The 26,556-nt window shown below is 54.7% G+C and carries 12 protein-coding genes and 1 tRNA gene; 5 read left to right on the plus strand and 8 right to left on the minus strand.

Features of this window, described 5'->3' with window-relative positions:
- Nucleotides 1–25: 25 nt before the first annotated feature.
- Together SD69_RS07785 and SD69_RS18040 are read right to left on the minus strand one after the other, a co-directional pair.
- Complete coding sequence (locus tag SD69_RS07785) at nucleotides 26–1,306, minus strand: 6-phosphofructokinase (RefSeq protein WP_041522768.1); 1,281 nt, start codon at nucleotides 1,304–1,306, stop codon at nucleotides 26–28.
- A gap of 464 nt (nucleotides 1,307–1,770) precedes the next feature.
- On the minus strand, nucleotides 1,771–6,546 hold the full coding sequence (locus tag SD69_RS18040; RefSeq protein ID WP_052480974.1) for a family 16 glycosylhydrolase: 4,776 nt from the start codon (nucleotides 6,544–6,546) through the stop codon (nucleotides 1,771–1,773).
- Here SD69_RS18040 and SD69_RS18920 point away from each other — a divergent pair.
- Together SD69_RS18920 and SD69_RS18420 are read left to right on the plus strand one after the other, a co-directional pair.
- Nucleotides 6,512–6,976 (plus strand): hypothetical protein, encoded by a 465-nt coding sequence (locus tag SD69_RS18920; RefSeq protein ID WP_198144071.1) that lies wholly within the window; start codon nucleotides 6,512–6,514, stop codon nucleotides 6,974–6,976. The two genes, SD69_RS18040 and SD69_RS18920, sit on opposite strands and share 35 nt — an antisense overlap.
- An 850-nt stretch (nucleotides 6,977–7,826) precedes the next feature.
- Nucleotides 7,827–11,444, plus strand: coding sequence for a di-heme oxidoredictase family protein (locus SD69_RS18420; protein ID WP_198144072.1), 3,618 nt, complete (start codon nucleotides 7,827–7,829; stop codon nucleotides 11,442–11,444).
- A gap of 129 nt (nucleotides 11,445–11,573) precedes the next feature.
- On the opposite strand, the gene SD69_RS07805 is transcribed toward SD69_RS18420, so the two are convergent.
- Nucleotides 11,574–14,717: a TonB-dependent receptor gene (locus SD69_RS07805; RefSeq protein WP_041522770.1), complete on the minus strand. Its 3,144-nt coding sequence runs from the start codon at nucleotides 14,715–14,717 to the stop codon at nucleotides 11,574–11,576.
- Nucleotides 14,718–15,066: 349 nt separating this feature from the next.
- Between SD69_RS07805 and SD69_RS07810 the strand changes: the two genes are divergently transcribed.
- A complete protein-coding gene (locus tag SD69_RS07810) occupies nucleotides 15,067–16,221 on the plus strand; it encodes an endonuclease/exonuclease/phosphatase family protein (protein ID WP_041522771.1) in 1,155 nt (384 codons plus the stop codon).
- Between the two features lie 213 nt (nucleotides 16,222–16,434).
- On the opposite strand, the gene SD69_RS19055 is transcribed toward SD69_RS07810, so the two are convergent.
- Nucleotides 16,435–20,643, minus strand: a complete 4,209-nt coding sequence (locus SD69_RS19055; protein ID WP_052480975.1) for a pectate lyase family protein — start codon at nucleotides 20,641–20,643, stop codon at nucleotides 16,435–16,437.
- 994 nt (nucleotides 20,644–21,637) lie between these two features.
- On the opposite strand from SD69_RS19055, the gene SD69_RS07825 reads away from it, so the two are divergent.
- Nucleotides 21,638–21,711, plus strand: a tRNA-Pro gene (locus SD69_RS07825).
- A 47-nt stretch (nucleotides 21,712–21,758) separates the two neighbouring features.
- Nucleotides 21,759–23,162: a hypothetical protein gene (locus SD69_RS07830; protein WP_041522773.1), complete on the plus strand. Its 1,404-nt coding sequence runs from the start codon at nucleotides 21,759–21,761 to the stop codon at nucleotides 23,160–23,162.
- On the opposite strand, the gene panB is transcribed toward SD69_RS07830, so the two are convergent.
- Genes panB through pcnB form a run of 4 tightly spaced genes read right to left on the minus strand, consistent with a single transcriptional unit; the run spans nucleotide 23,159 to nucleotide 26,548 of the window.
- Nucleotides 23,159–23,980, minus strand: coding sequence for a 3-methyl-2-oxobutanoate hydroxymethyltransferase (gene panB / locus SD69_RS07835; RefSeq protein WP_041522774.1), 822 nt, complete (start codon nucleotides 23,978–23,980; stop codon nucleotides 23,159–23,161). The genes SD69_RS07830 and panB overlap by 4 nt on opposite strands.
- A 10-nt stretch (nucleotides 23,981–23,990) precedes the next feature.
- Entirely contained in the window at nucleotides 23,991–24,677 is a 687-nt protein-coding gene (locus SD69_RS07840; protein ID WP_084591515.1) for a deoxynucleoside kinase, read from the minus strand.
- 31 nt (nucleotides 24,678–24,708) lie between these two features.
- Nucleotides 24,709–25,212: a 2-amino-4-hydroxy-6-hydroxymethyldihydropteridine diphosphokinase gene (folK, locus tag SD69_RS07845; RefSeq protein ID WP_041522775.1), complete on the minus strand. Its 504-nt coding sequence runs from the start codon at nucleotides 25,210–25,212 to the stop codon at nucleotides 24,709–24,711.
- Between the two features lie 4 nt (nucleotides 25,213–25,216).
- A complete protein-coding gene (gene pcnB, locus SD69_RS07850; RefSeq protein WP_041522776.1) occupies nucleotides 25,217–26,548 on the minus strand; it encodes a polynucleotide adenylyltransferase PcnB in 1,332 nt (443 codons plus the stop codon).
- Nucleotides 26,549–26,556 lie beyond the last annotated feature (8 nt).

The raw sequence follows: 26,556 nt of genomic DNA on the forward strand, positions 1-26,556 counted from the left end.
GAGTTTCCTTTGTCAGTCGTAAGTTCTAAGCAGGCTCTTTTACGCCGTCTTTGCGGCCGAAATATTCTGGCAGTTTGCGCGGCACCAAGCGGTTGCGGCATTTGCGGTAATCGGGCAAACCATTGCGATAGGGTGGGTAGGCCTCGCCGGCAATCAGTGGTGCAAAGTAATCCAGCCCCGTCTGGGTAACGCTAAAGCCGTCTTTACTCATAAAGTGGCGCGGCATGTTTTTCTCGCCGCTGGCCACCTCTGAGATATGCACCGGTTTGATCTCCCACTGGTAGGGCACCGACTGGGTGCGGACAATGGCCGGCATTACCGATTGCAATCCGGCTACGGCGTACTCCACGGCTGCCTTGCCCACCGCATAAGATTGCTCGACGTCGGTTTGTGAGGCTAAGTGCCGTGCGGCGCGCTGTAAGTAGTCGCACACACTCCAGTGACATTTATAGTTAAAGCGCTGTTTTATAAAGTCCACCAGCAGTGGTGCCACGCCGCCAAATTGGGTGTGGCCAAACGGGTCTTGATTGGCCGCCGAGGCCAACAGCTCACCGGATGCATCGCGTATACCTTCGGCGGTAACCACCACACAAAACCCTTTTTTAGCCACCGTTTGTTTAACGCGCTCTAAAAAAGCGTCAGGGTCGAAGCTGATCTCGGGCACCAGAATAATATCCGGGCCCAGTTCGCGCTCGTCTTTGGCCAGGCCTGTGGCCGCGGCAATCCAGCCCGAACGACGTCCCATCACCTCCATGACAAACACTTTGGTGGAGGTTTTGTGCATCGAGGCGATATCAAACGAGGCCTCTAGGGCCGACACCGCGACGTACTTGGCGACAGAGCCAAAGCCCGGACTGTTATCGGTGACAGGCAGGTCGTTATCGATGGTTTTGGGAACGCCGATGCAGGTTAAGTCGTACCCCATCCACTCGGCGACCTGAGCGATTTTACGGGTGGTGTCTTGCGAGTCGCCGCCACCGTTGTAAAAAAAGTAACGAATATCGTGGGCGCGAAACACTTCAATTAAGCGCTGGTACTCATCGTGGGTGACATTGGGGTTTTGCAATCTGTGTCGGCACGAGCCAAATGCTCCGCCTGGTGTATGCAGCAAAAGCTCCAGTGTTTCGGCTGACTCTTCGCTGATGTCGACGAGGTTTTCGTGCAGTGCGCCAAGGATGCCGTCACGCCCGGCATACACCTTTTCAAACACCGTTGGGTGTTGCCGCGCCGTTGCAATGATTCCGGCGGCCGTCGCATTGATAACCGCCGAAACGCCACCAGATTGACCGTAGAATGCATTTGCCATGTCGCTGCTCCTCAAATTTGTGAGGGAGCATTAAATCATTTATTGGTCATACCGGGCAATAAAATTGGTAAGCCTTGTTTGATTTTTTTGGCAATAATTTAGTGGTTTTTTGGTCTGACAAAAATGACACCGCTGTCATTGCGGTTATGTATTCCAGTGCGAGGCGAGTAATAGCGGCGGGGTAATTGGTAATTGTATGATTTATTGGTTTTGTGCAAGGTACGCTGTTATTTTAACTGGTCATACCAGTGTGCTCTTGCGACTCCGCTGGGCGCACGGCCGAGAGCACTGCATTGATTGGCTTTAACCCTTATGTGCTGAACAACAGCGGTGCCAGCCCTGGCGGCGAGCGGTTGATAGCGCATGGGTTCTTGATAAAAGAAAAAGGCCTGCAAACAGCGTTTGCAGGCCTTGGTTAGATAACGAAGAGCCCTCTGTAGCTAGCGGGGCTCATGGTCGTGGGTTTAGTCTGCCAACTCCCAGCGCAGGTTGGCTATTTGAAAGGTGACTTCCTGCTCGCCGAATATCGGCCACATCGAGAAAGGAACCGTCACTTTTGTAAGGTCGAGCCCGGCGTTAGCCAAATCGGCAAAAGGCACGCTGACGGTGTGCCAATCGTTGTCCGCCGGCATGGCAACCGGAACTTCATTGCTGGAGGCACCGCCTTCCACTTTAACCAAAAAGCCCGAGGTGTTACCGGCATTGTTGCTAACAACTTTGAGGTCAAACACCAGGTTGCCGTCGGCAAAGGCGCTTAGATCTTTGGCGGCGGTGTCCTGAATGTAGAAAGTGCCCATGTTGTTTTGGGTGAACTCTGCCTGCAGTACGGTGCCCTTATCGGGGTCAGTTATTGTGGCATCCAGATTGATCACCTGTCCGTCGGCTTGCCACACACCAAACCCTGGGTTGCCCCAGTCGGCCGACAGCCCGCCGACAAAGACATCCATGTCTTCCGTCACGGTCACCGGTGCCAGCTTGGGCTGGATGTCGCAATTTTCCAGACAAACGATGCGCACGTTATTAAGCTGAACATGCGAGGCGCCGCCCACCAGCTCTACTTCAAAGGGGTGCATCACAGACGAGTAGTCTACGGTTGGCCCCCAGGACTCGTTAGGGTTGGCCCGCAGCGAGTAGAAACGTACAGCAACTGGCGTCCACTGGCCTACCATATCGGCGCTAAGCTCTATCTCGTCGAAGCTGAGGTTGGGGTACTCCGAGTTCAGTTTAACCTGCAGCTTGGCGCCCACATCGGCCGATTCCACCCAGATATCAAACTTAAACTCGCCCAAATTGCGCGGACGGTTGTGCAGTGGGTCGCTGCCGAAGTTAAAGCCATCTTGCACGTCGGGGTAGCTGCCCATATCGGCCGAGCGCAGCCAGGCCACGCCAGGACTTACGTTGTTAAACTGCAGATCCCAGACCACGCCGCTGGTGCCGCTGTCGATAGGTGTGGCGGCCGGATCAGACATGAGTGATCCATCGGGGTTATAGGTTTGATGTTGCAGCGTGTTGAGAACTTCGGTGCTGTTCACATCAAAGCTTAAGGTCTGAATGCCGCCCTCGGCGCCGTTATACAACACCACTTCATCGCGTACATCCGGCGGTGGCACATGGCCGGTAATGTCAGTCGGTGTTACGCCCGCGTCGGCGGTTGGTGTCTCACAGCCCTGGCCGGTTACCGGGTCGTTGGCGCACTCGTAAACGCGCACATAATCGACTTCCATGGTGCGGGTGTCGGTAAAGGTTGGCAGGTCAATGTACTGACCATTACCCAGTGCAACGTTCAGAATCATATGAAACGCCTGATCGAACGGCTGCGCCTCGGTGCCTACCTGGTAGCCAACTTCCTGGCCACCCCAGTAGTAGATAAACCAGTTGCCGCTGTTGCGGGCAAACAGGACATTGTCTACATACCAGCGGATCTCGCCTTCTTCCCACTCTACGGTGTAGGTGTAAAAGTCATCCCAAATGTTAGTGGGTGGCTCGTAAGGCGCGCCACTGTACTGGTTCCAGGGCCATGAATAGCCATAGTGTAACGTGCCGTGCATTTCGTTTTCGGTGCCAGTGGGGGCGGGCCCCGCTACGCCGGGCTGGAAGGCTTCAAAAATATCCAGCTCGCCACTGTGCGGCCAGCCGCCATAAATGCTGGTGTCACTGGGTAGCATCCAAATGGCAGGCCAGATGCCCACGCCTTGTGGAACCCGGGCGCGAATTTCCATGCGGCCATAGGTCCAGTCGGCTTTATCGCGGGTGCGCAGGCGGGCCGATGAATAGTCTTTACAGGTGTTGGCGCCGGGGTAGCCGGGGTCTTCCTGATTCAGGGATGGGCCGCACACCATGCCGGGGCCTTCGTAGATGGCCGATATGTGCAGCAGGCTATCGTCGACGTAGCTATTGCTGGCGCTGTCGGTGTAACACTGGGCTTCGTTGTTGCCGCCGCCCCAGCAGTTAACCTCGTGCTCCCAGCGGTCGCTGTCGATGCTCGCACCGTTAAACTCGTCGTTCCACACCAGCTCCCAGCCGGTGGCTAGCGTGGTAGGTGCGCTGCCGCTGGTATCGATGCCGGCACCCGAATCGCCACCGCTGCCGGTGCTGGACGAGCTGCCGGTGCCCGTGCCGGGATCAGAGCTGGAACTTGAGCTAGAGCTAGAGCTGGAGCTTGAAGAGCCGGTACCACCGGTGTCGGATGAGCTGCTTGAGGACGAGCCCGAAGCGGCGTCGAATACCCAGCGCACGTTATCCAGCTGCACGTGTACGCCACTTTGGTTGCCCCAGGCGGGCAAAAACACAAACGGCGTGGTAATGGACCCAAGTGTGAAGCCGCCCTGTGGTGCGACGATTAACTCGTCGATCGGGATACTGATGTGAGTCCAGGTATTAAGCGCCGGGGGCGTCAGAATGTAGTCGCCCGAACCCATGTTGGCACCACTTTCGGCTTTCACCACCAAGCTTTGTGGGTTGCTGCCGTAATCGAGAACCTTAATGTCAAACTCCAGTGCGCCGTTTGCCGCAAAGGCACTAACATCCTTACCGCTGGTCGCCTGGATGTAGACCACACCGTTGGCACCGGTGGTGCCAAACTGAACGTCCAGAACCTCGCCTTGGTCAGGGTCGGTGGCGGCCGAGGTGGTAACGTGAGCACCGCCGATTTCATCCCAAATGCCAATGCCAAAATCCCACAATGCGTCGGGGGCGGCATTGTCCAATACCGAGAAGGTGTCGGTCAGTACATCAATGGTGGGCTCGGTGGAGCCGCCGCCGTTGATCCACTCGATGTTATCGACTTGAATGTGAACGCCGCCCTGGTCGTCCCACGCCGGTAAAATGACAAACGGTGTGTTAAAGGCATCGATATTAAAACCGCTGTTGCCAGGGGCTGAGAGCAAATCGGCAATGTCGATGGTCAGGGTTGTCCAGACGCCAGTGGGTACCCGGTCGATAATGTAATCGCCGGTACCGACCCCAGGCCCGCTTTCGGCTTTTACCACAATGCCGCCGGTGTTGGTGCCGTAATCCAGCACTTTAATATCAAAGCGCAGCTGGCCACCTTCCGCAAAAGCGCGACCATTTTTAGGTGTGGTGGATTGAATAAAAGCCAAACCATTATTGCCGCTGTTATCGAACAGAATATCCAGCACATCACCGCGGTCGGCGTCGGTGGTAACTTCGGCGGTGACATGGCCTGAGTTGTTATCCCAGGTGCCCACACCAAAGTCCCAGTTGGGGCCGGGAATGCCGTTTTTAAATATCGCGAACTCGCCGGTTAAGGTGTCGCTAACGGCGGCCAATACCGGGTCGATGCCGCAGGGACTTAAACAACCGAGGCGAATGCCCGCCAGTTGCACGTGAGCGGTACCGCCAGAGGCCTCAATGACAAACGCATTGATTAACTGACCGAGGTTGGCCTCGCCCGTTTCGATGTTGTTGGGCGATAACTCGTTAATGGCCACCGCAACGTCGGTCCACTCGCCAATGGCAGGAGTGTCGATGGTGTGGAAGCTAACGTTGGGCCAGCCACTGTCGAGCTTAATATGCAGCTCGGTGGCCGGGTCGATGGCCTCCACCAACATCTTAAAGCGCAGCTCACCGTAGGCGGCGACATTGGTGAATTTTACACCGTCGTTTACCTCGGGGTAGGCACTCATATCAGCGGTCGATAAAAAGGCATTGCCCGGGCCATTAAATTCAATATCCCATACGGTATTACCCTGGCCATCGGTCGCTTGTGGGTTGCTGATGACATTGCCGGTGTTGTTGTCGTAAAAACCCGGCACCAGAGTGTTGGTGATTTCGCCGTCGATGGTGTTGAAGGTAAAGCTGGCGGCCCCCTCGTCGTATAAAGCAAAGCTCTCCGGCGTAGGAGGTGCAACACCCGCGACGTCTTTAGCGGCCGGGTCTTTTGCGGCGCAGCCTTTGCCCGTGACAGGGTCTGCTGAGCACTCATAAACGCGAACGTAATCCACCTCCATGGTTTGCGGGAAGCTGGCCGAACCATCGGGTGCGCCGGGCCAGTTGCCACCCACTGCTACGTTCAGCAGCATATGAAAGTTTTGATCGAATGGCGCATCGTCGGCGCCCAGCTGGAAACCTTGCTCCTGACCGCCCCAGTAATAGGTAAACCAATCGTCTTGAGTGTGAGTGGCAAAGTGCACGTCGTCGACGTACCAGCGAATTTCGCCTTGCTCCCATTCGATCGCGTACGTGTGGAATTCTTCCCACACATTGGCAGGCGGGATGTAATCGCTACCGGTATTTAAGTTATTGGGCCAACTCCGGCCGTAGTGCAGGGTGCCGTGCACTTCGTTGCCACCGCCGGCGTTAGGGTTGACGGCCTCCATGATGTCGATTTCGCCGCTCAGTGGCCAGCCGCCGTACGCCGAATCGGTTGGCAGCATCCAAATGGCGGGCCACAAGCCGTCGCCTTGCGGCAACTTGGCGTTAATTTCCATACGGCCATAGGTCCACTCGGCTTTATTGCGGGTGCGTAAGCGGGCCGAGGTGTAGGGCATGGTGGCGGAGGTGTCGGCGGGGTTGTAGCCCGGATCTTCATTGTTAACGGCCGGGCCGCTAAAAGTTTCTTGGCGGGCGACGATAAACAGCTTGCCGTCTTGCACGTAGCTGTTGTCGGCGCGGTCGGTGTAACACTGTTGTTCATTGTTGCCACCGCCCCAGCAGTTAACTTCGTGCGACCACTTACTGCTGTCGATGCTGCTGCCTTCAAACTCATCATTCCACACCATCGTCCAGTCGCCACTGGCCACCGAGCTTGAGCTCGAGGAGGCGCTTGAGGCGGGTGTGCTGGAGTTGCCGACACTAGAAGAGTTTGCCACAGAGGAGTTGGCGCTGCTGCTAGAACTGCTGCTAGAGCTGCTACTGATCTCGCTCGAGCTTTGTGATGATTCACTTGAGCTGCTAGAGCTGGAAACCTCTGACGAGCTGGACTCACTTGAGTTGTCTTGTGAGCTGGATGAGCTTGGCGGTGGTGGTGGCGGCGGATCCTCCGACGACACAGAAGAGCTTACCGAGCTGGCAACGCTGGAGGAGGTGTTTGTGTCGCCTCCGCCAGAGCCGCCACCGCAGGCGCTTAAGGTAAGCGCCATAACGCTTACCGTTGGGAGTAGGTATAGGTTTTTTATCATGATGGCCTCGTTTTATATCACTTTTTATTAAGGGTTATTCCGCGCGGCTGGTGTGCTCGGCGCAATAAACTGGCGCATTCGTCAGGACTTGTTACTGCATTTTTATGGTTATGGCGCGAACCTTTTCCTGTCATTAAGGGCCCAGCAATTAAAGCCGGCGTAGGTTTGGCGACCGAGCTATCATGTGATGCGCGTCTATGGCCCGTCGTCCCACTTTGCCGGCGCTACGAACGTGACCCGTGTCACTCTAAATGAGAGGGAACAGTGACACGGTCATCCAGTGCTGATTAACTGTTTCGCGGGGTTACGGTTATGCGGAGCGGTAAATGATGTTGTCGGGGGTGGCCCTGGCAAGTCGGAGTGCGGCGTGCTCGCCAGAGCGCGAAACGCTGGGTGCGCGAAATGATGCCGAAATAAACCATAGAGGCGCCTCACGGGCTTTTTTGGAGACATAAGCTCGTTGGTTTTTAGCGCACCTTTGGCGTGTTGAGTTGTTTCCCCCCCCAAAAACCAAATTGCATGAGTTTTTTAAAACAAACTTATTTCACATTTTTAAAAAGTTACCAGTAAGCCCACACCCCTTGCAGTTAAAGGGGTGTGGGCGATAGTCTCAATTTTTGTGGGGCAAATGTGGGAAAGAGTGACTTGTCACATTGGCCCTTGAAGGTTAGTGGGAAGACACCTTTATGGGGCAGGCATACAGTGCAAGCACTGGAACTATGCATGACTCTGAGTACTGCGCTTAGAGAGCCGCCCAGCTCCAGCACTGCAGCGCGTCGATTGCGTGACCGACAGGAAGGTTGGAATGATTATCGACGATGGAAGCCGTGCAGCGACACATTTACTCAACCTCACACAATGCTAATAATGAGGAGCGCTACATGATAGCCAAAACGTTTTCCCGAGGTGCCCTTGCGGCACTGGTCATAGCCGCCAGCAGCGGCGCCTACGCTCAGATAAGCAACCTATCTGGCTCGGCAACAGCGAGTGCGACAACCCAGGATTTACCCGCCAGTGCGGCCATTGACGGTGACGGTAATACCCGTTGGGCCTCTACCGCACAAGTTGACCCCTCGTCACTGACACTGGACTTAGGCGCTAGCTTTGCGCTGTCGGAAGTCATTATTTATTGGGAGGCGGCCAACGCCAACGAGTACGAAATTCAGGGCTCTAACGACGGCAACAACTGGTCGACACTTGCCACCCGCTCGGGCGGCGCTTTTGGCGACCGTACCGATACCGTCCCAGTATCGGGCAACTACCGCTATGTACGCATGCACGGTATTAGCCGCAGCGCCGGTAACAACTGGGGCTACTCTATTTGGGAGATGGAAGTGTACGGCGCGCCGGCCACTCAGGGCAGCGAGGTGGAGCTGACCAACCTTGGCGGTATCATCAGCTCGCAACACGCCGATTCGCCGGCGGGTGAAGGTCACGGTGACGCGGTTGATAACAATGTGAACACTAAGTACCTCACGTTTAACAATGCAGCTTGGCTGCAATACGAGGTGGCCGAGCCCTACGTGGTTACCCGCTACTCAATCAGCTCGGCCAACGACAGCCCAGAGCGTGACCCGGCAAGCTGGACGTTGCAGGGCTCAAACGACGGTAACAGCTGGACGGCCGTTGATGCGCGCATTAATGAAGACTTCCCCAACCGTTACCAGACCCGTGACTTTAGCTTTAGTAACAGCTCGGCCTACCGTTTTTATCGCTTAGATATGAGCAATAACTCGGGCACGATTTTGCAGTTGTCGGAGTTTGAACTGTTTGGCGTTGCTGCAAGTGGTGGCACCAGTGCGACACCCGTGCGCCTGGAAGCCGAAGATTATGATGCTTATTTTGATACCTCGGCCGGTAACAACGGCACCGCGTATCGCAGTGATGATGTTGATATCGAAGCCAATGGCGCCGGTTATAACGTCGGCTGGATGGAGCCGGGGGAATGGCTTGAGTACAACGTCAGTCTGGCCGCTGGCACCTACGATATCAGCACCCGCGTAGCGTCTGATACGGGCGGCGGTGCTTACAGTGTGTCTGTCGCCGGCGGCTCGGTCAGTGGCAATGTGCCTGCTACCGGCGGTTGGCAAGTGTGGCAGGAGCAGGGCCCCGGCGCTATTTCTGTGGCGCAAGCGGGCAATTACACCGTGCGCCTGGATGTTAATGCCGCGGGTATGAACCTCGATTGGATTCACCTGGAGCCGAGCGCCACATCTAGCTCCAGCTCCGTCTCGTCCAGTTCCTCCAGCGCCAGCGGTAACTGCGATAACGGCTGCTTGGAATTGGTTAATGGCCAAACCTTGCGCGCCACTGTCAGTGGCGGCGATACGGTAGACGTTCACTACACGATTAACGGCGGCGCGCAAAACAACGTGCGTATGAACGAAGCCAATGGCGAGTGGACCTACGACATTGCCGGGCTCAACAGTGGCGATGTGGTAAGCGTGAGCTTTACGGTGATTACCAACGGTGCCGGTCAGAGCCTGGCGTGGCGCGACTATACCGTAGGCGGCTCTAATAACTCGTCGTCTAGCTCGAACAGCTCATCAAGTTCAAGCAGTAGCTCAAGTTCCAACTCTAGCAGCTCGTCCAGTAGCTCAAGCACACCTGCCGGTGGCCCGGTAGTGCCTTTGTACAACAGTGGTACTTCACTTGAGCCCGTAATTCAGTTTGATCGCGGCGACGCTTTGGTTACACGCTTTTCCGATCGAGGCCGTGATCGTCACGCCAAAGAGGATCAGTTTCAGGCTTACGAGCACTATTTAAGCTTTTACTGGGAGGATCGCACGGCGGCCATCGAGATTGTCGATTACGTGGCCAAGGGCGGCGACACCATTCGCATGAACGTGGTGACGCAGTTTCGCTTAAACGATACCGAGGCCGAGAACCGCTGGTTCTATCGCGGTGTCGGCACCGTGGCCGAGTTCTGTGACAACGGCACCATGGAAGTTATCGATGATTTTAATTACTACAAAGAGCGTAGCTTTAACTGTCGCGAAGGTCGCGCGATTCAGATTGGCGATAAAATGGAATTTGAGCTGAGTCAGTTTCTGGATCATAGCGTACCGAATGGCCGCTCGGCCTACTACGGTTCAACCTATCTCTATATTGTGGGCGAGGGCTTAGTACCCTGGGAGGTTGGCGGAGCGACACCTGCCGGTGGTGTTAAAGATTCGGTTAAGATCCCTGAGAAGGCTTGGCTGGGCGGGCACACCACCGTACACGCCATGAGCTCAAACGAGCCCGACAATTTGTTTATGCAAATGGCAACCAACTTAGGCTTTGATAACGCGCAACCGTTTGTGGAAGGGCGCCGGGTGCTGCATAGCTCGTTTGTCGATGGCGTGCACGATGAGCGGCCAATTGAGAACCCAGCGTTTGGCCCCGCTATTGGACGCGCAGGTCCCCTGTTTGTAAAAGACAGCTGCGCTGGATGTCACGTGCGTAATGGCCGTGCGGCGCCTAACGCCGTGGGTGAGCATCTGGACAAATGGGTATTCAAAGTCGGTGATATCAACGGTAATCCACATCCGCAGTTAGGGCGTGTGTTACAACCCGAAGCCAACAGTGGTGCCGGCAGTGAAGGAGAGGTGGCTATTTCGTCCTGGACCGAGCAAAACGGTTTGCGCTCGCCAAACTTTGCGTTTAGCGGCGTAACGCCCGAGACTTTCTCGGCGCGTATTGCACCGCAGTTGGTGGGTATGGGTTTACTGGAGGCGATTTCTGAGTCGGATGTACTGGCTCAAGAAGACCCGAACGACAGTAATGGCGATGGAATCTCCGGGCGTGCTAACCGCGTGGCGGATCCTGTGACCGGAGAAACACGTTTGGGCCGCTTTGGCTGGAAAGCCGCTAAGGTCAGCGTAGAAGACCAGGTTGCCGGTGCTTTTAATACGGATATGGGAGTGATGAGCTCGGTGTTTCCCGATCCGGATTGTGGCAGCGCGCAATCTAACTGTGGGGCGTCTGGCTCTGAGCTTAGCGACACTCACCTCGATAATCTGGTGAAGTATATTTCGCTCTTGGGTGTGCGCGCGCAGCGTGACTACGATGATCCTGCGGTAGTGAATGGTGCGACCGTATTTGACTCAGTCGGTTGTGCCGACTGTCACACACCGTCGTACCAAACCAGCCAGTACCATCCACTGGGCGAGCTACGTGATCAGGCGATTCAACCTTACACCGACTTGCTTTTGCACGATATGGGCCCCGGCCTTGCCGATAACCTTGGCGAGGGCGATGCAACCGGTAGCGAGTGGCGCACCACACCGCTGTGGGGCTTAGGCTTAGCGGCTTGTGTTACCGGTGGTACTACCAATGCGGCGCAAGGACAGCAAGTGTGTACACCGGTACACAGCTACCTGCACGATGGTCGCGCACGCACTATCGATGAAGCGATTCGCTGGCACGGTGGTGAGGGTGAGGCCTCTAAACAAAACTACGAAGCGCTGTCTAATGCGCAAAGAGAGGATTTACTCGCGTTCTTACGTTCGCTGTAATTGGCAGTATGGGTAAAGGAGTACCCCAATCGTAAAAACGCCCGGTCAACGAATTGACCGGGCGTTTTTTTATGGCCGTTGGCGCCGCCTAAGCGGCTACCGAGGCCTGGGTGTTACGGGGTGTTGCGTTTAGAAGTCGTAACGGAAACCTACCCGCAGCTCCCACAGCGAGGCGCTACCCACACGGGTTGGTCCGGCCGGGTCGCGAAACTCTTCAAATACGTAACGACCCTGGTCGTCCATCGAGGCGTTAACGGCGGCTTGCGAACGAGGGAAGCTGGTCTCGTATTGCACACCCCAATCGTCATTAATCAGGTTACCCAGGTTCTCGATAACCATATAAATAGACGAGCGGTGCTCCTCCATAATACCTGGCAGCTCTTGTTCGACTTTTAAATCAAACTTAACCCACCAATCGCTGTTCAGCTCGTTGCGCTCCATAACCTGACCGCGGGCAAGGCCTTCGCCATCGGCAAATTCAAAAAAGGCGTCGCTGTCAAAGCCTGGATCGAACACCACGTTTGGATCGTCGGTGCCGGTGGGCACATACAACAGGTGACGGGAAATAAACCCGGTGGAATCACCAAACATGTAACCGCTGCCAAAGGTGTAGCTGTAAGGCCGGCCTTCGTTGGCGGAGCCAAACAATGTAAAGCGCGTATCGTAATCCCCAAAGAAGGCGTGCTCGTACGCGATCTTGGTGGTAAAGCGGTGCGGAATATTATAGTTAGAGGTAGCCGGGCCGGGGTTTTCCGGGTCGGCGGTGGCCAGGTTAGTGTAGTTAGAGAAAGCCACCGAGCTGGTCATAGGGTTGACGTCTTCAGCGTCGCTGTAGGCGTAACCGGCGGCCAACTCTAAACCAAAGTCAAAGTATTTGCTGGCGCCTACCGAGATGGTTAACGCTTCCCCACCGTCCTCAACGTTGGTCAGCATAAAGTCCTGGCTGCGGCCCTCGACGCTGCCGTAAATCGGGCGGCCGTCAAGCGCGGTACCGGTTTGCACACGAGAGATATCGGAGATTATGGCTGAGTTCTCGTACTGGCTGTAAAGAATGTCACCCGACAGTATCAGGTTGCCTGCAAACTCGTAGCTGGTACCAAAGGCGTACTTCCACACCGATGGCAGTTCAAAGTCCGGGTCCTGCAAGTTAACGCCGCCGTTAGAGCCTTGATTGTTGGCCACCTGATCGTACAGCGCTTGCGGGATGTCGTAGATCGGACGACCTTCACCGGTAAAGGGCATATCGAGAATTGAGTTGCCCGAATTATCTTGTACCTCAATTTGCGTTACGCCATCGTTAGAGTAGTTATTAGAGATCCATACGTTGGGGTTACCGCCCGAGTACAAACCTACACCACCGTGAATTTCAAATTGGTCGGCCAAGTCCCAGTTAAAACCTAAGCGCGGTTGTATAAGATCGAGGCCATCCAGATTTTGACGGGTATCAATTAGGTAGGTGCCCAGAATGTCGTAATTTTGGGTCGGGGTGTCGTCACTTTCGTAGTAGTCGTAACGCAAGCCGGCTACCACTTTTAGGTCACCGTCATTGAGGAAGATTTCGTCTTGCAAATACAGTGTATTAATAGCGTATTCAAACTCGGCCGCTGCATCGGCTTTGACATTAGTGCCAGCGGCGTTTTCGTAGATGATAACGTTCGGGGTGCCGGCCTCGAAATCTTCGATGGACGAGAAACGGTACTCGCCTTCCGATTCCTGAACGAACATGTTGAATACATCAAAGGTTTCACGCTCATAGCCGAAGGTGAAGGTTTGATGATCTAAGCGGTAGCTACCGGCAAATTTCAAGTTCAACGACTCGTAAGACAGCTTGTTGGCATGACGCGAGTCATCGGCGCCCAGGTAAACAGTCGCTTCTGACAAGTTACCGTCGTTGTCATGATCGTTCATGGTGGTGATTTGAACTTCACCAAAGTCGGTACCGGCAAGCGAGAGCTGACGGTTGTCCAGTTCTTGGTAACCAATTTTTATCTCTGTGGAGAACGCATCGGTCCAATCGGAGAATAACTGACCAACGTACGAGGTAAGCTCGGCACCGCGCTCGTAATAGTGGTTAGAGAACTCCAGCTCGTCAGAGTCGCCATCGGACTGCGCAATCGAGTAGCCATCATTGTAATTGTAGGTAAACGAGGCGCGCTGAGATGTGGTGATGTTCCAGTCCAGTTTAACCAGTAACTTTTCATCTTCTACCGGCAAGCTGGATGGGAAGCTACCCGGATCATAGTTATACACATCGTTAGCGATACGCTCGATCTCGGCGATTTGCGCGGCGGACACACCCTCTACCGGGGTGGCAACATTGGCGTCAGCGGTGCCTCGATCAAAGGTGTCTACGCCTTCGAGTTTTTCGTAGGCGGCAAAAAAGAACAACTTGTCCTGAATGATTGGCCCGCCCAGGCTAAAGCCATAGCGCTGCTCGTCAAACGGGGCGATATCGATACTGTCGCCTTCAAGTGAGTCGCCGCCCATGGAGTCGTCGGTGTAGTCGTAAAAAACTGAGCCGTGAAACTCGTTTTCACCGGACTTGGTGACAGCATTGATGTTACAGGCACTAAAACCGCCGTATTGCACATCAAATGGTGCCAGCTCTACCGCTACCTGCTCGATGGCATCATACGAAAAGGGCATACGCTCAGTAGGGTAGCCGTTGCTGTTTAAGCCGAAATTGTCGTTCATGCGAACGCCGTCAACCGTCAAACTGTTAAAGCGTGGGTTGGCGCCGGCACACTGAATCGAGTCATTAAAGGCTTCGTCGATGTAGATACGCGGATCTAGCCGCACAACGTCTTTTAAGTCGCGGTTGATTGCCGGTGCGGTTTCTAAATCGTGCAAGCTGAAAGTTGTGTTCGGGCCGACAGCGGCAAAGTTTTGCTCCTGCAGGTTACCAACCACCAGGACTTCCTCGGTGGCCATTTCACCCACAACCACTTCCAGCTGATAAGAGTCGCCCAACGACAGGTACACATCTTCGACCGTGCTGGTGCCTTCATCGGCGGTCACGGTAATGGTGTAAGGGCCGCCCACGCGCAGGCCGCGAGCGTTAAAGCGCCCGGCCTCGGTGGTGGTTAGGTCGCTTTGGCTGTTAGAGGGTGTATGGGTAATGGTAATGGTGGCGTCATCCAGTGGCTGGCCGCTGGTATTGGTAACCTGTCCCTGGATCGCAGAGGTGGTTTCCTGTGCGATGGCCGGTAGCGCGGTCCCCATAACCGCCGCTATCGAAAGAACTAAAGTATTCCGTGTTAATTGCTTTTGCATGGCATTTATTCCCGTTAGGTTGTTCCATGGTCGATTGTTCAATGCGTCTCATGCGCCCCATTTTTTGTGAGTGCATGCTCCCGCCCGCTATGGCGATTTAGCGCCATACGAGAGTTGGTTGTTATCCTGCGGTGGGAGATTATTAGAGTTGTTTTTACATTGGCCCGAGGACTCTAGCGAAAATATGCGAAACTTCTGTGACCGCGCTGTGACAAAATAAAGACAAAGGGGTGACAGGTCACGGATCGGTCACAAAGTTTGGGTAGGCTCACGCTTTTTGTGATCGAATGCATCATTAATAAGGTGGCGCTCCGTGCTAAAACATCGGCTAGTAAGAGTATTTTGGGGAATGTTATTGAGTATGGCGATTACCGGCTGCGCTGAGCGTGAGCACAAAGCGTCCCAATCCGTTAAAATCGCGACCTTTAACGTGAGTATGGAGGCGACTAACTATTTGCCTCGGGGGACCTCGCCTACACCTGACTCGGCGAGCCTATTGATGCGCGAGTTGGCCTCGGGGGAGAATGCTCAAATCGCGACTGTAGCGGCTATTGTGCAACAGGTTCGCCCAGACATTTTGTTGCTCAACGAGTTTGATTACACCGCTGATCCAGAGCGTGCGATTGGGTTGTTTCAGGAGAATTATCTGGCGCGCCCGCAGGCGGATAACGACGCTATTCACTACCCGTACTTTTATACCGCTCCTGTTAATACTGGTGTGTTGTTTCCCTTTGATTTAAACGGTGATGGGGAGGTTACGGCCCCCGCTGATACCTATGGTTTTGGCCACTACCCGGGGCAGTATGGCATGGTGCTGCTGAGCCGCTACCCCATCGATAAAAGTGCGGTGCGCAGCTTTCAACACTTTAAATGGATGGACATGCCCGGTGCATTAATACCGCAAACCGCCGGTGGTGCGGCTTATTACTCTGCTAGCGCCTGGGCTGAGTTTCGGCTGTCGTCAAAAAGCCACTGGGACATTCCGGTAAACGTAAATGGCAGGACCTTGCACCTGCTGGCGAGTCACCCGACGCCGCCGGTATTTGACGGCCCGGAAGATCGCAACGGCAAGCGCAATCACGATGAAGTGCGGCTATGGCTGGATTACATCGGCGGCAGTGCCAGTTATTTGTACGACGATCAGGGAGGCAAAGGCGGGCTGGATGCTCAAGCCAGTTTTGTCATTGTCGGTGACTTAAACAGCTCGGCGGTGGAGGGCGATGGCCGTAAAGACGCCATTAGCGCGCTGGTGACACACCCTCGTATTTTGGACCCTAACCCGGTGAGCGCGGGTGCGGCTGAGGCGCGTCCGGATAATCGTTACAGCCCTCATCACACCGCAGGCTGGGGCATGCGGGCTGATTACGTATTGCCCTCGGCGGAATTGACGGTAACGGACAGTGGTGTGTTCTGGCCCGGGAAAAACGAGGCGCACCGCTCGTGGGTTGAGAGTCGCGCGGTCAGCTCCGATCATCGGCTGGTGTGGGTGGATGTTGCATGGTAATTATTATCCTGATTCGCTAAAAATCATCCAGCTATCACAGCGGTGGAGCTTGGCTGGTAGGTCGGGTTCTGAGCGGGTGGTGTTTACGGTGTAAAGCTTAATAACCGACACTGTATTCATAGTTGTTTCTCTTATTGTTAAGTATCCGATAATAAAAAACCCACCCGCCTAAGGCGGGTGGGTTTAAGGTGGTTACCTGTCAGTGAGAAATCATTACTGACAAGCGACCTTACCTAAGCCTAATACATACCAGGGCTCGTAGCCGAGCGGCGAGTTAAACGGAACCTCGCCATTTTTACCGGCGGTAGCGCTGACGTAATCGGCCAGCTCTTGCCCGGAGCCTAAGTAGTTATCGCTAATGGCATCCCGTGAGGTTTGCGAATAGTTTTGTTTAAGGTCAGACACACTGCCAGAGGCATCGGTAATCAGGTACTCCAGTGATGGGTCGAGATTACAGTTGGCATCCGAGAACCATACGCGGGTGTTTTCTGAGCGGAAGTTACCGCCGTCTACATCCCGTGCCAGCTCTTCACCGCGCTCATTAAGCGCCTGCACAACGTCGTCTTTTTCCTGGAAGTCGCGGTTCATTAGCACCATGTTATCTTCCCACAGAACGGTGCCGCCGACACGCACACTTAAGATGTCTTTGCGGTAGTTCATAAAGAAGTTTTCAAACATGTGTGAGGTGCCGCGACGAATCAGCGGTATACGGCGAAGGGTGTTACCCAGGTTGTCGTACTGATCGTCCGTGGTGATAAACGCGTTGTGGTGCATGGTGGTGGTGATTTGCGAGTTGATTTCGCGGCTATCACTAGAGCCATGCAGTGCGGCACGCTTAACGTTGATCAGTTTATTGAACGATATGGTGATGTCATAGGCACCTACTTTCACATCAAACGCTGCGTCACCGGTGGTGTCGAAGGTGTTTTTGTGAATCCAGATGTCGTGTGACGCACCGGTATTGCGGATCATGTCTGGGTCCAGGCCGTGGTCTTCAGTATGACCCGCCCCGCGGAAGTCCAGATGAGTCAGAATCACGCTCTCCGCCGTTTGTACCGGCTGACCGGAGCTGTCGCTGCCGATTGCAAAACCGTTAAAGCGGAAGTAGCCGTTGCTCATGCGACCGTCGAGTGTTTTGTGTGAGCCGATCTTGGTGTTACGAATCGGCAAATCATTGTCGTTCAAACGGTCGTTGTAAAACTCGGCCGCGCAGTTCGCATCGGAAATGCCTTTGTCGTCGCACCACTGATGGTAGTCATTACACTGAGCTTCGCTGCCATCAATCGCGTCCAGTACATCAGGGTTAGAGCAGTGGTTGCGGTGCATGGAAATTTCAGTCTCATTAGCGAAGTCGACTTTATCAAACACAATCCAGTTGTGATCATCACCGGTAACCGCGTCCAGTAGCTGTTGCTCGACTGACGTTGCACTGTTTTTAGTGATAATGGTCAGTTGGCTGTTGCCGTTTGGATCAAAACCACCCAGAGCGTTCTCGCCGTAACCTACCGCACGACCGAGTGAGTTAGACAAACACTCAACAATTTCCTGGTCGGATTGCAGCGAAGTTGAGCGCCAGTTGACGTTCGGGTCGGTGGCGATGGCGACACAGTCGTCGGACAGATCTGTCTCGGGAGGTGGTGTCACCGAAGAGCTCGACGAACTGCTAGAGCTGGTTTCACTTGATGAACTAGCGTCCGATGAACTGCTTGAACCTTCGATGGGGCCGTTAGCGTTGTATACCTCAATCTCGGCGATTTGCGGTGCGCCGTTGGCCGAGTGGATCTCGAGGCTCACTTTACTGGTGGATACATCGCCAAATCCAGTAATAACCGCTTCACTACCCAGGCTGCCGCCGGTTGCCAGTACATCACCGTTGTCGTAGTTGATCAGAGACCAGCTGGTGGTGGCATTGTTAAGCTCGCGCACGATAACCGTGTTAAAGCTGCCCGCTATACCTTTTACTGAAATGGTCTCGTTGCTGGACGAGCCCGGCTGCCAGTAAGAGCTACTGTCACCGTCAACGACATTGCCGTAACTGCTGCCGCCGCCTTTACTGCTGCCGTCGGCGCCGGAGGCCTTGTTATCGCCCAGCTCTGGGGGCTCGGCGGGGGCACTTGACTCGGACGAACTAGACGCTTCGCTGCTTGAGCTAGACGTATTACCGCCCGCGCAATCGCCCGCCTGGGGCGCATTACCGGTAATGCTTACGCTGTCGATATTGGCAAGGCCCGAGCTTCCCGTGGCTTCTAAGCGCAAGTCGTTATAGCCGGCGTTGAGGTACACAGAGACGGTTCCGGTGCCGGTAAAGTCATTCCAGGCGCTGGTGGCTGGCATATCAACATTGGTTTGGCTGGCGCCGTTGATCAGTACATTACCAGGACGGTTATCGCCGCCATTGGCATAGTGCCAGTTAAGCTCGTACGCGCCCGCTACAGGAACCGTAACAGACCAGTCAATGCCGGCACCTTGGACGTTTTCGGTGTTGGCAAAACCACTGCCGCTAAAGCCCGAGTGGTTGTTGTCGATAGTGCCTTCGACATTACAGAAGCCGGCTGACTCTTCGATGGTGAGCGTAGAGGTTGCCGTGCTGATCGTGGCGTCATCGGCGTTAGAGTTAATGACTGTGTTGTTTTGATCGGTGATTTTAATCCAGTAGTAATACGTACCATCGGCAAGGCCGGTATCGGTATAGTTGTTACCAGCGACGCCAGTGGCAATGCGTACGCGTCCGGCAGGATCCGAATCGGTATCTCGATAAACCTCTTGATTGCGAGCATCGATATTATCCAGATTCCAGTTCAACTGAGCGGCATTGCCCGAGGTGGTTACGTTTAAGTTCACCTCGCCGGGTGCGCTAGACGAAGACGACTGCTCCGAGCTTGAGCTGCTGCTCACCGCGCCGTTGTACACTTCGAACTCGCCAATCTGTGGTGCGCTGCTGGCACTGTCGATCAGTAAGTTAACTTTCGTGGCCGTAGTATCGGCAAAGCTAATTACCGCTTCGGTGCCGAGCCCATTGCCTGAGGCGAGTAGGGCACCCGTGTCGTCGTTCACGAGCCGCCAGTTGCTGGTGGCGTTGTTGAGCTCGCGAATGACCACGGTATTAAAGGTGGTGGCGCCGTCCCATTTAATGGAGATGCGCTCATTGGAGGTGCCGTTTGGTTGCCAGTAGCTGGAGGTGTCGCCATCGCGGACATTGCCGTAGCTACCCGAGCCTTTACTGGAGCCATCGGAGCCGGCGCCAATAGACAAGTTGGTACCCGGATCAACCGGATCAGTCGAGCTGTTTGAGCTTGATGAGCTTTGTTCAGAAGAGTTCGAGCTGCTTGAACTGCTACTGCTGATAACGCAGCTGCCATTGGAGGTGGCTAAGTTTGTGTGGGCGCCTGCGGTACCTTGAATAATCTGTGGTACGCAGTCGGCATCGTCGAGTGCGTAGCTGTAGGGAATATTAATGCTGGTGGTCGAGGTGGGGTTAGGGCCCGCCGGGTGGTTGTCATCGTCGTCTGCGGTCCAGGTGATATTGTCCCAGATGTTGCCGCTGACGTCCCAGTAACCCATATCATTCGTGTAAAAGGTGCCCAGTGGGTCTTTGGAGTCCTGAAAGTAGTTGTGCTCGGCTCTAATCTGCCCGCCAATGCGCGGGTTCATGCCGGACTTTTGCAGGCCAATGTAGTAATTGTTGTAAGCGTGGGCGGTAGCGCCGCGCAACAAGGGGGTACGTGAGTCGATATTCTCGTACAGGTTGTGGTGAAAGGTGACGGGACCGTTGTTGGTGTCGCCATCGCTTGAACCTACCAGGCCGCCGCGGCCGGAGTTACGCAAAATACTGTAGGACAGCGTCACGTACTTGGTGTCGGCCTTCATATCAAACAAGGCATCGTAACCGGCGCTTTCACCGCCTTGGGCTTCCAGCGTCAAGTGGTCGGCCCATACGTTATACACGTCGCTCTCCATGCCAATAGCGTCGCCGCCGTTAGAGGTGGGAGAGCCGGATTTTTTAACATTGCGAACGTGAAGATTTTGCAGAATGATATTTTCGGCCCCGCGCAGGTGAATACCCAGCTCATCAAACAGCGCACCGCTACCGACACCGATGATGGAGATGTTGCTGACATCTTTAATTTCGATTTTGTCGTCGGCGGTGTTACAGCTATCACCGGAGACTTTGCTGGTGTTGCCGTGATTGATGGTGCCTTCTACGTGAATAATGACGGGGGTATCACTAGAGGGACGGTTACACAGAGCCGCGTGAATGTCGGTACCGCTGGTGGCGTAAACCACATCGCCGCCGGCGCCGCCGGTGGTGCCGCCATTGAGTGTTGCATACCCGCTAGGGGCCGCTAAAGTTGTGCCTGACGCGCCGGCAACGGCAAGCGCCAGCGTGCAGGGGGCAATTGTTTTGTGAAATATGTTAGTCATTGGACAATCCTGTTATTAAATTTTATGGATATGTCGCAGCTGGAAACCTGGAACTGGTATTACCTCTACCGACCAACCGCTACATTACCTTTGTTGTTGGCGGACTGGTAAAAGCACTCTCGACCGGGTCGTCACTTCCTCTGTTTTACAACAGTCCGCTGTGTTACGACTCGACTGACTTCGGATGCTTTTGGTACTGCTGGTGTTGCCTGTTGTGAGATAAGTTACCTGTCTGAGTTCCTAATTCCATTAGTGGTCAGACATATAATTGGGTTTTTGGTAAGGCCCAATTGGTAAGGCAATATAGTCCTGGTATTATTTTTTGTAAAGCCAATGTCGTCACAAAAAAGTAATGTATGCATTTTTGGCGGATTTTCTTACATTGCCGGGAGGCGAGTATCAGGAAGGGGTGTTAAGCATGGGCCATGAATACAGATGCTTTTATCTGTTAGCGGGGGGCGGAGGGTCGTGAGGCCAAAAGGTAACGAGATCATAGTTGGCCTGACAATTGAGGGCTGTTATAGGTCCGCTTTTATGGCTAAGCGCTTTGCGATACACGCAAGTACCAAGAGGCTAATAAGGTTGGTAGTTCGACAGGGTTTCATGGGCGATGGCCGGCGTCTCAATGCCGCACAGTCTACTCTTTTGCTTGCGTTGGTCAGCGCAGTGACGGTCAGGGGGCATCGGTGAATATAGCCAGATCATCTGCAACGAGCGCTCTCTATCTCCAATTGGTTTAAGGCGGGGGACGTGGATACTGGCATTTTTCGGGGACTGGGCAATACTTAAGTTACCAACGGTTGAGTCTAACCCGCATTCAACCAGCGGCTCGGCTTTTGCCGGCAGGATCTTTCCTTCATGTTACTCCTAGAATGGTCTTCTTTACCGACGCTTCCCCCAAGGCGTCGGTTTTTTTGTGCCTGTGTTTGGCGGATTTACATTGATTTTTTTGTTGCGCTATAATTTGCCGGCTCGGCAGTTGGCCACAGCAGCTCGGAGCGTAGCGCAGTCTGGTAGCGCACCTCGTTCGGGACGAGGGGGTCGGAGGTTCGAATCCTCTCGCTCCGATCATTCTTTAAGGCTTTTCAGCCCAATTTCAGTGGATGAATACGATAATGGACATTAGAGCGCGATGTGACTTTGATAAATCAAAACGCGCCGCGTGGTTTTGCTCGCACTGCAACGCCCATTACAGTGAACGCTGTATCCCCGATGGCCACAACCCGCTGTGGGGACGCCGTGGCCCGGTTTGTTTGCTGTGCTTTAGCGAGTTAACGGCCACTGATGATCCGGCGCTCGCGAAGCCCTTTTGGCATGTTCTGCCGTACCTGTTGTTGTATCCATTCCACCCTAATGGCTTGTTATTAATACTCACTGCCGTGTGTGGAGTGCTGATGCTTGGCGGTGGTACGCCGGCGGTAATTTTTGCCGTCATGTTTCAGGTGGTGTGTGTTAAATACTATTTTGCCGTGCTGGCCGCAAGGGCCGAGGGTAAGCGCTGGCCACCCAGTCTGTTAAGCCTTATTAAAAGCGATCGCGATCAGCTGTTGTTAAAGGCGGTGCTGGTGTATGTAGTGCAGGCCGCATTATTGCTGGGGCTGCTTTTTTATTATCCCGACAATTACCTCCCGCTGCGTTACCAACCGTTTATTCTGTACGGCTTATTGGCGCTGATGTTGTTTGCGTTTCCCGCGATTACCATGATTTTAGCGCGCGAGAAGTCTCTGTTGCGGGCCATTAGCCCCTTTGCGATTGGTGCGGTTATTGCCGGTATGGGGGTTTACTACCTGCTGTTGTGGGTGCTGTTAATCATGCTTGGGCTAGCGATAGACACGGCGTTACAGTTTGCTGTGCCGCTATTAGACGAGCCGTGGCAACTGACGGCGACTTTAGGTATCACCACTTATAGCTCACTGCTTAGCTATGGCTTGTTGGGGTATGCGTTGTTTCAGTTTCGCGCCGAGATAGGGCTTGAGCCCGACGAGCGGCCGGTGCTATCAGAGACCGAATTTGTCCGCGCCCAAGGGTTGGGCGCTGTGTTTGTGCTGCAGCAGCACGGTGAGCTGGAGCGAGCGTGCGAGCAAATGCGCGAACTGGCGAATAAGTATCGAGATGAGCCGGCGGTGCAGCGTCAGTACCATCAGTTGTTACTGCAGCTTGGTTCGCCCGATGCCCGTCGCGCACTGAGCGCCCACTCGGATTTCTTTATAGAGTTTTTGTTGGCTAAAAACAATAAACAGGAGGCGGCCCAGGTACTGCTGGCCACGCTGGATAAAGTACCGACATTCCGCCCATCCAAGCTTGGCACCACGCTAACGCTGTGGCCGCAATTGAACAAGCATTTAACACCCAGGCAGCGTGCGGCATTGCTGCTAAATGCGCACAAGCACTATCGCGACGATGCCGGTATAGCGGTGGCGTATCGCTATTTGGCCGAGCTGTTCGAGGGGCCTTTGGCACAGCCGGATAAAGCCCGTCAGTTACGGGCGTTTATCCAGCGCGAGTATCAGAGGGCTTAATTAAAGCTGTGAGTGGGCTCTGGGAAGGCGCCGTTCTTTACGTCGTCGCGGTACTTTTTTAGCGCGCCGGCAATCTCGCCAGTTTCAAGTAAAAAGTTTTTGGAGAACTTAGGTGGCTGCGGCGTTAAGCCGAGTATGTCGTTAATGACCAGCACTTGAGCATCGGTATCCGCGCCGGCGCCAATTCCTACCGTGGGGATGGTGACGGCCTCGGTAATGGCTTTGCCCAGCGCTGCCGGTACGCATTCTAGCACCAATAATGCAGCGCCCGCGTCGGCCAGCGCTTGGGCATCGGCGATCATTTGCTCGGCCTTATCGGCGTCGCGCCCCTGCACTCGAAACCCGCCAAACTTATGCACTGACTGTGGCGTTAAGCCCAAGTGCGCGCACACCGGGATACCTCGATCAGTCAGCATTTTTACCGTGTCTACTAGCCACTGGCCGCCCTCGATTTTAACCATATGGGCGCCGGCCTGCATAACCCGCGTGGCATTGACCAGTGCTTGCTCGGGGCTGGCGTAGGTCATAAAGGGTAGGTCGCCAATAATCAGGGACTTTTGGTTGCCGCGTGCGACCGCCTCGATGTGGTAAATCATCTGCTCCATGGTCACCGGAATGACACTGTCGTAGCCTAGTACCGTCATGCCCAGTGAGTCGCCGATTAGCACCGCCTCGATGCCGCATTGTTGAGCCATGGCGGCCATGGGTGCATCGTACAGCGAGACCATGACGAATTTTTCCTGGCCGCGCAAAGCGTGCAAGGTATTGATGGTGACCTTTTTTTCCAGAGCGGAATCGTTTGCTTGTGAGTAGGGCATGGTATCGACTCTATAAAACGGGCGTGGGGTTGTAGTAGTGACGACCACTTTTAATGGTGGTGATGTATTCAACCAGATGCTGGAAGTGGTCGCGATTGTGCGCGAGGTTTAAATCCTGCGCATTCACAATAAGCAGTGGAGCGCTGTCGTAGTAGTGAAAAAAGCTGGTGTAAGCTTCGTTTAATACTTTTAAATATTCGTCACTGATGTGCTGCTCAAACTCAACGCCGCGCTGTTTTACGCGCGCCTGAAGCACGTCTAAAGGTGCCTGGAGGTAGATCACCAGGTCGGGGCGAGGGGCATCCAGGGTGAGCTTTTCGTACACTTGCTGATAAATCGCCAGCTCGTCGTCGTCTAGGGTGACCTGAGCAAACAGCTGGTCTTTTTCGAGCATAAAATCGGCAATGCGGTGGGAGCTGAACATATCATCCTGCCGCAGCTGCTGAATTTGCCCAGCGCGCTGAAACAGAAAAAACAGTTGGGTTTGCAGTGCAACCGATTTGGGCTCTTGATAAAACCGCGCTAAAAATGGGTTTTCTTCGGGTTGTTCTAGCAGTAGGTCGTAATTAAACAGCTGCGCCAAGTTGCGCGCTAAGGTTGTTTTACCTACTCCGATGGGGCCTTCGATGGCAATGTAGTTGGGTAGCTCGACAGAGGTTAAGTCCAGTGCCAGCTTTTCGAACACGGCGTCTACCACATTAGGATCCTCAGTGAATGCTCCGCGCAGTTTAGCGCTGGGGCGGGAGCTTTATCAAACCTTCGTTGCCACAACGCTGTGCCAATGTGGCAATACGGGTGCCATCGGGCAGAGCTAAGTCGGGGGCAATTTCCATTAGCGGTAGCAAGACAAAATTGCGTTCGGCCAAGAAAGGGTGGGGTACGCTTAAGCGCTGGCTGTTTAACTGGAGGTTGTCGTACAGCAGAATATCCAGATCCAGAGTGCGTGGGCCCCAGCGTACCAGGCGTTTGCGTTGGTGCGCTTGCTCCAGTGCCTGCAGGGCGTTCAGCAGTGGCTCGGGGGCGAGTTCGGTACTGAGCTGGGCGACAGCATTGATGTAGTCGGGTTGCTCGCCTGGTCCCACCGGGCGCGAGCGATACAGCGATGACGCGCTGAGCAGTGTCGTATGCTCGAGCGCGGCAAGCTCTTGTAGTGCCTGGGTTACCTGCTCCAGAGGCTCGTCAAGGTTGCTGCCGAGGCCAATATAACAGCAGTGGCTAAGGGCATCGCTCACCGTGTTATTCCGGTTTAGGGGCCGGACTTTTACGGTTATTGCGACGCCGGCGCGGCTTTCTTGGGCCGCTGGGTTTGACGTTGCTAATCAGTTTGGCGCGCAGATCGTCATCAGCAGTTTGAAATTGTGTCCACCAGTTGCCCAGGCCGTCGAGTTTCTCACCCGCCTCTTCACGCAGAAGCACAAAGTCATAGGCGGCGCGAAAGCGCGGGTGCTCTAGCATGCTGTAGGCCCGTTGCCCGCCGCGCAACGTGAGCCGATGTTGTAAATCCCAGATTTCTCGCATGGGAATTAAGAAGCGCTTGGGAATGGCAATGCGCGCCAGTTGCGCACTAATAACCTGCTGGCAAGCATCGTTAAAGGCCTGACCTTTGGGCATGGTGCCCATGAGTTGTCCCAGTAGCGCCTGCTGAGGCGGCCACAGGAGCGCAGCAAAGATAAACGCAGGAGTAATGGATTTACCGGCGCGAATTCGCTTGTCTGTATTGGCCATGCACTGCTCGACCATCGCCAGTGCGATCGGGTCGCCGGTTTGCAGGTGTGCCTCAACCATGGGAAACAGTTGCCCAAACAGCTTGTATTCGCGCAGCAAGTGGAAGGTGGCGGTGGCGGAACCGGCCAGAAACAGCTTTAGCACCTCTTCAAACAAGCGCGCCGGTGGAATGTTGCTGAGCAAGTTGGCCAATTTGGGGATCGGGGCGGCGGTTTCGGGCGCCAGTGTAAAGCCCAGCTTGGCGGCAAAGCGGATCGCCCGCAGCATCCGTACCGGATCCTCCTGGTAGCGGGTGGTGGGGTCGCCGATCATGCGCAGAGTGCGTTTTTCTAAATCGTGGATGCCGCCGGTAAAGTCGTGTACCGCAAACCCATCGAGAGAGTAATAGAGAGCGTTGACCGTAAAGTCGCGGCGTACGGCGTCGGATTGTACTGAGCCGTATACATTGTCGCGCAGCACCATGCCGTGCTCATTGCGGGCGGCCTCGTGGTGGCCGCGAAAGGTGGTTACCTCGATGATCTCACGGCCGAAACGCACATGGACGATTTTAAAGCGGCGGCCAATAATACGGGCACTGCGAAACAGCCCTTTTATTTGCTCGGGCTTGGCGTTGGTGGCTACGTCAAAGTCTTTTGGCTGTTGTCCTAACAGCAAATCCCGCACGCCACCGCCGACTAAATAGGCCTCGTAGCCGTGATCGCCTAACTGCTTCATCACTTTAATGGCGGCGTGGCTGACCAGCTTGCGCGAGACGTTGTGTTGATCCCGGGGGATGACAATTGGCTGCTTGGGGGTGTTGGCGTTGGAGCGGGGGGTAATAAGTTTAAACAGCCTTTTCAGCATGGAGTAAT

Origin of the sequence: Gilvimarinus agarilyticus (genome assembly GCF_000832015.1) — a bacterium.
In the GTDB taxonomy this organism is placed as follows: Bacteria; Pseudomonadota; Gammaproteobacteria; order Pseudomonadales; family Cellvibrionaceae; genus Gilvimarinus; species Gilvimarinus agarilyticus.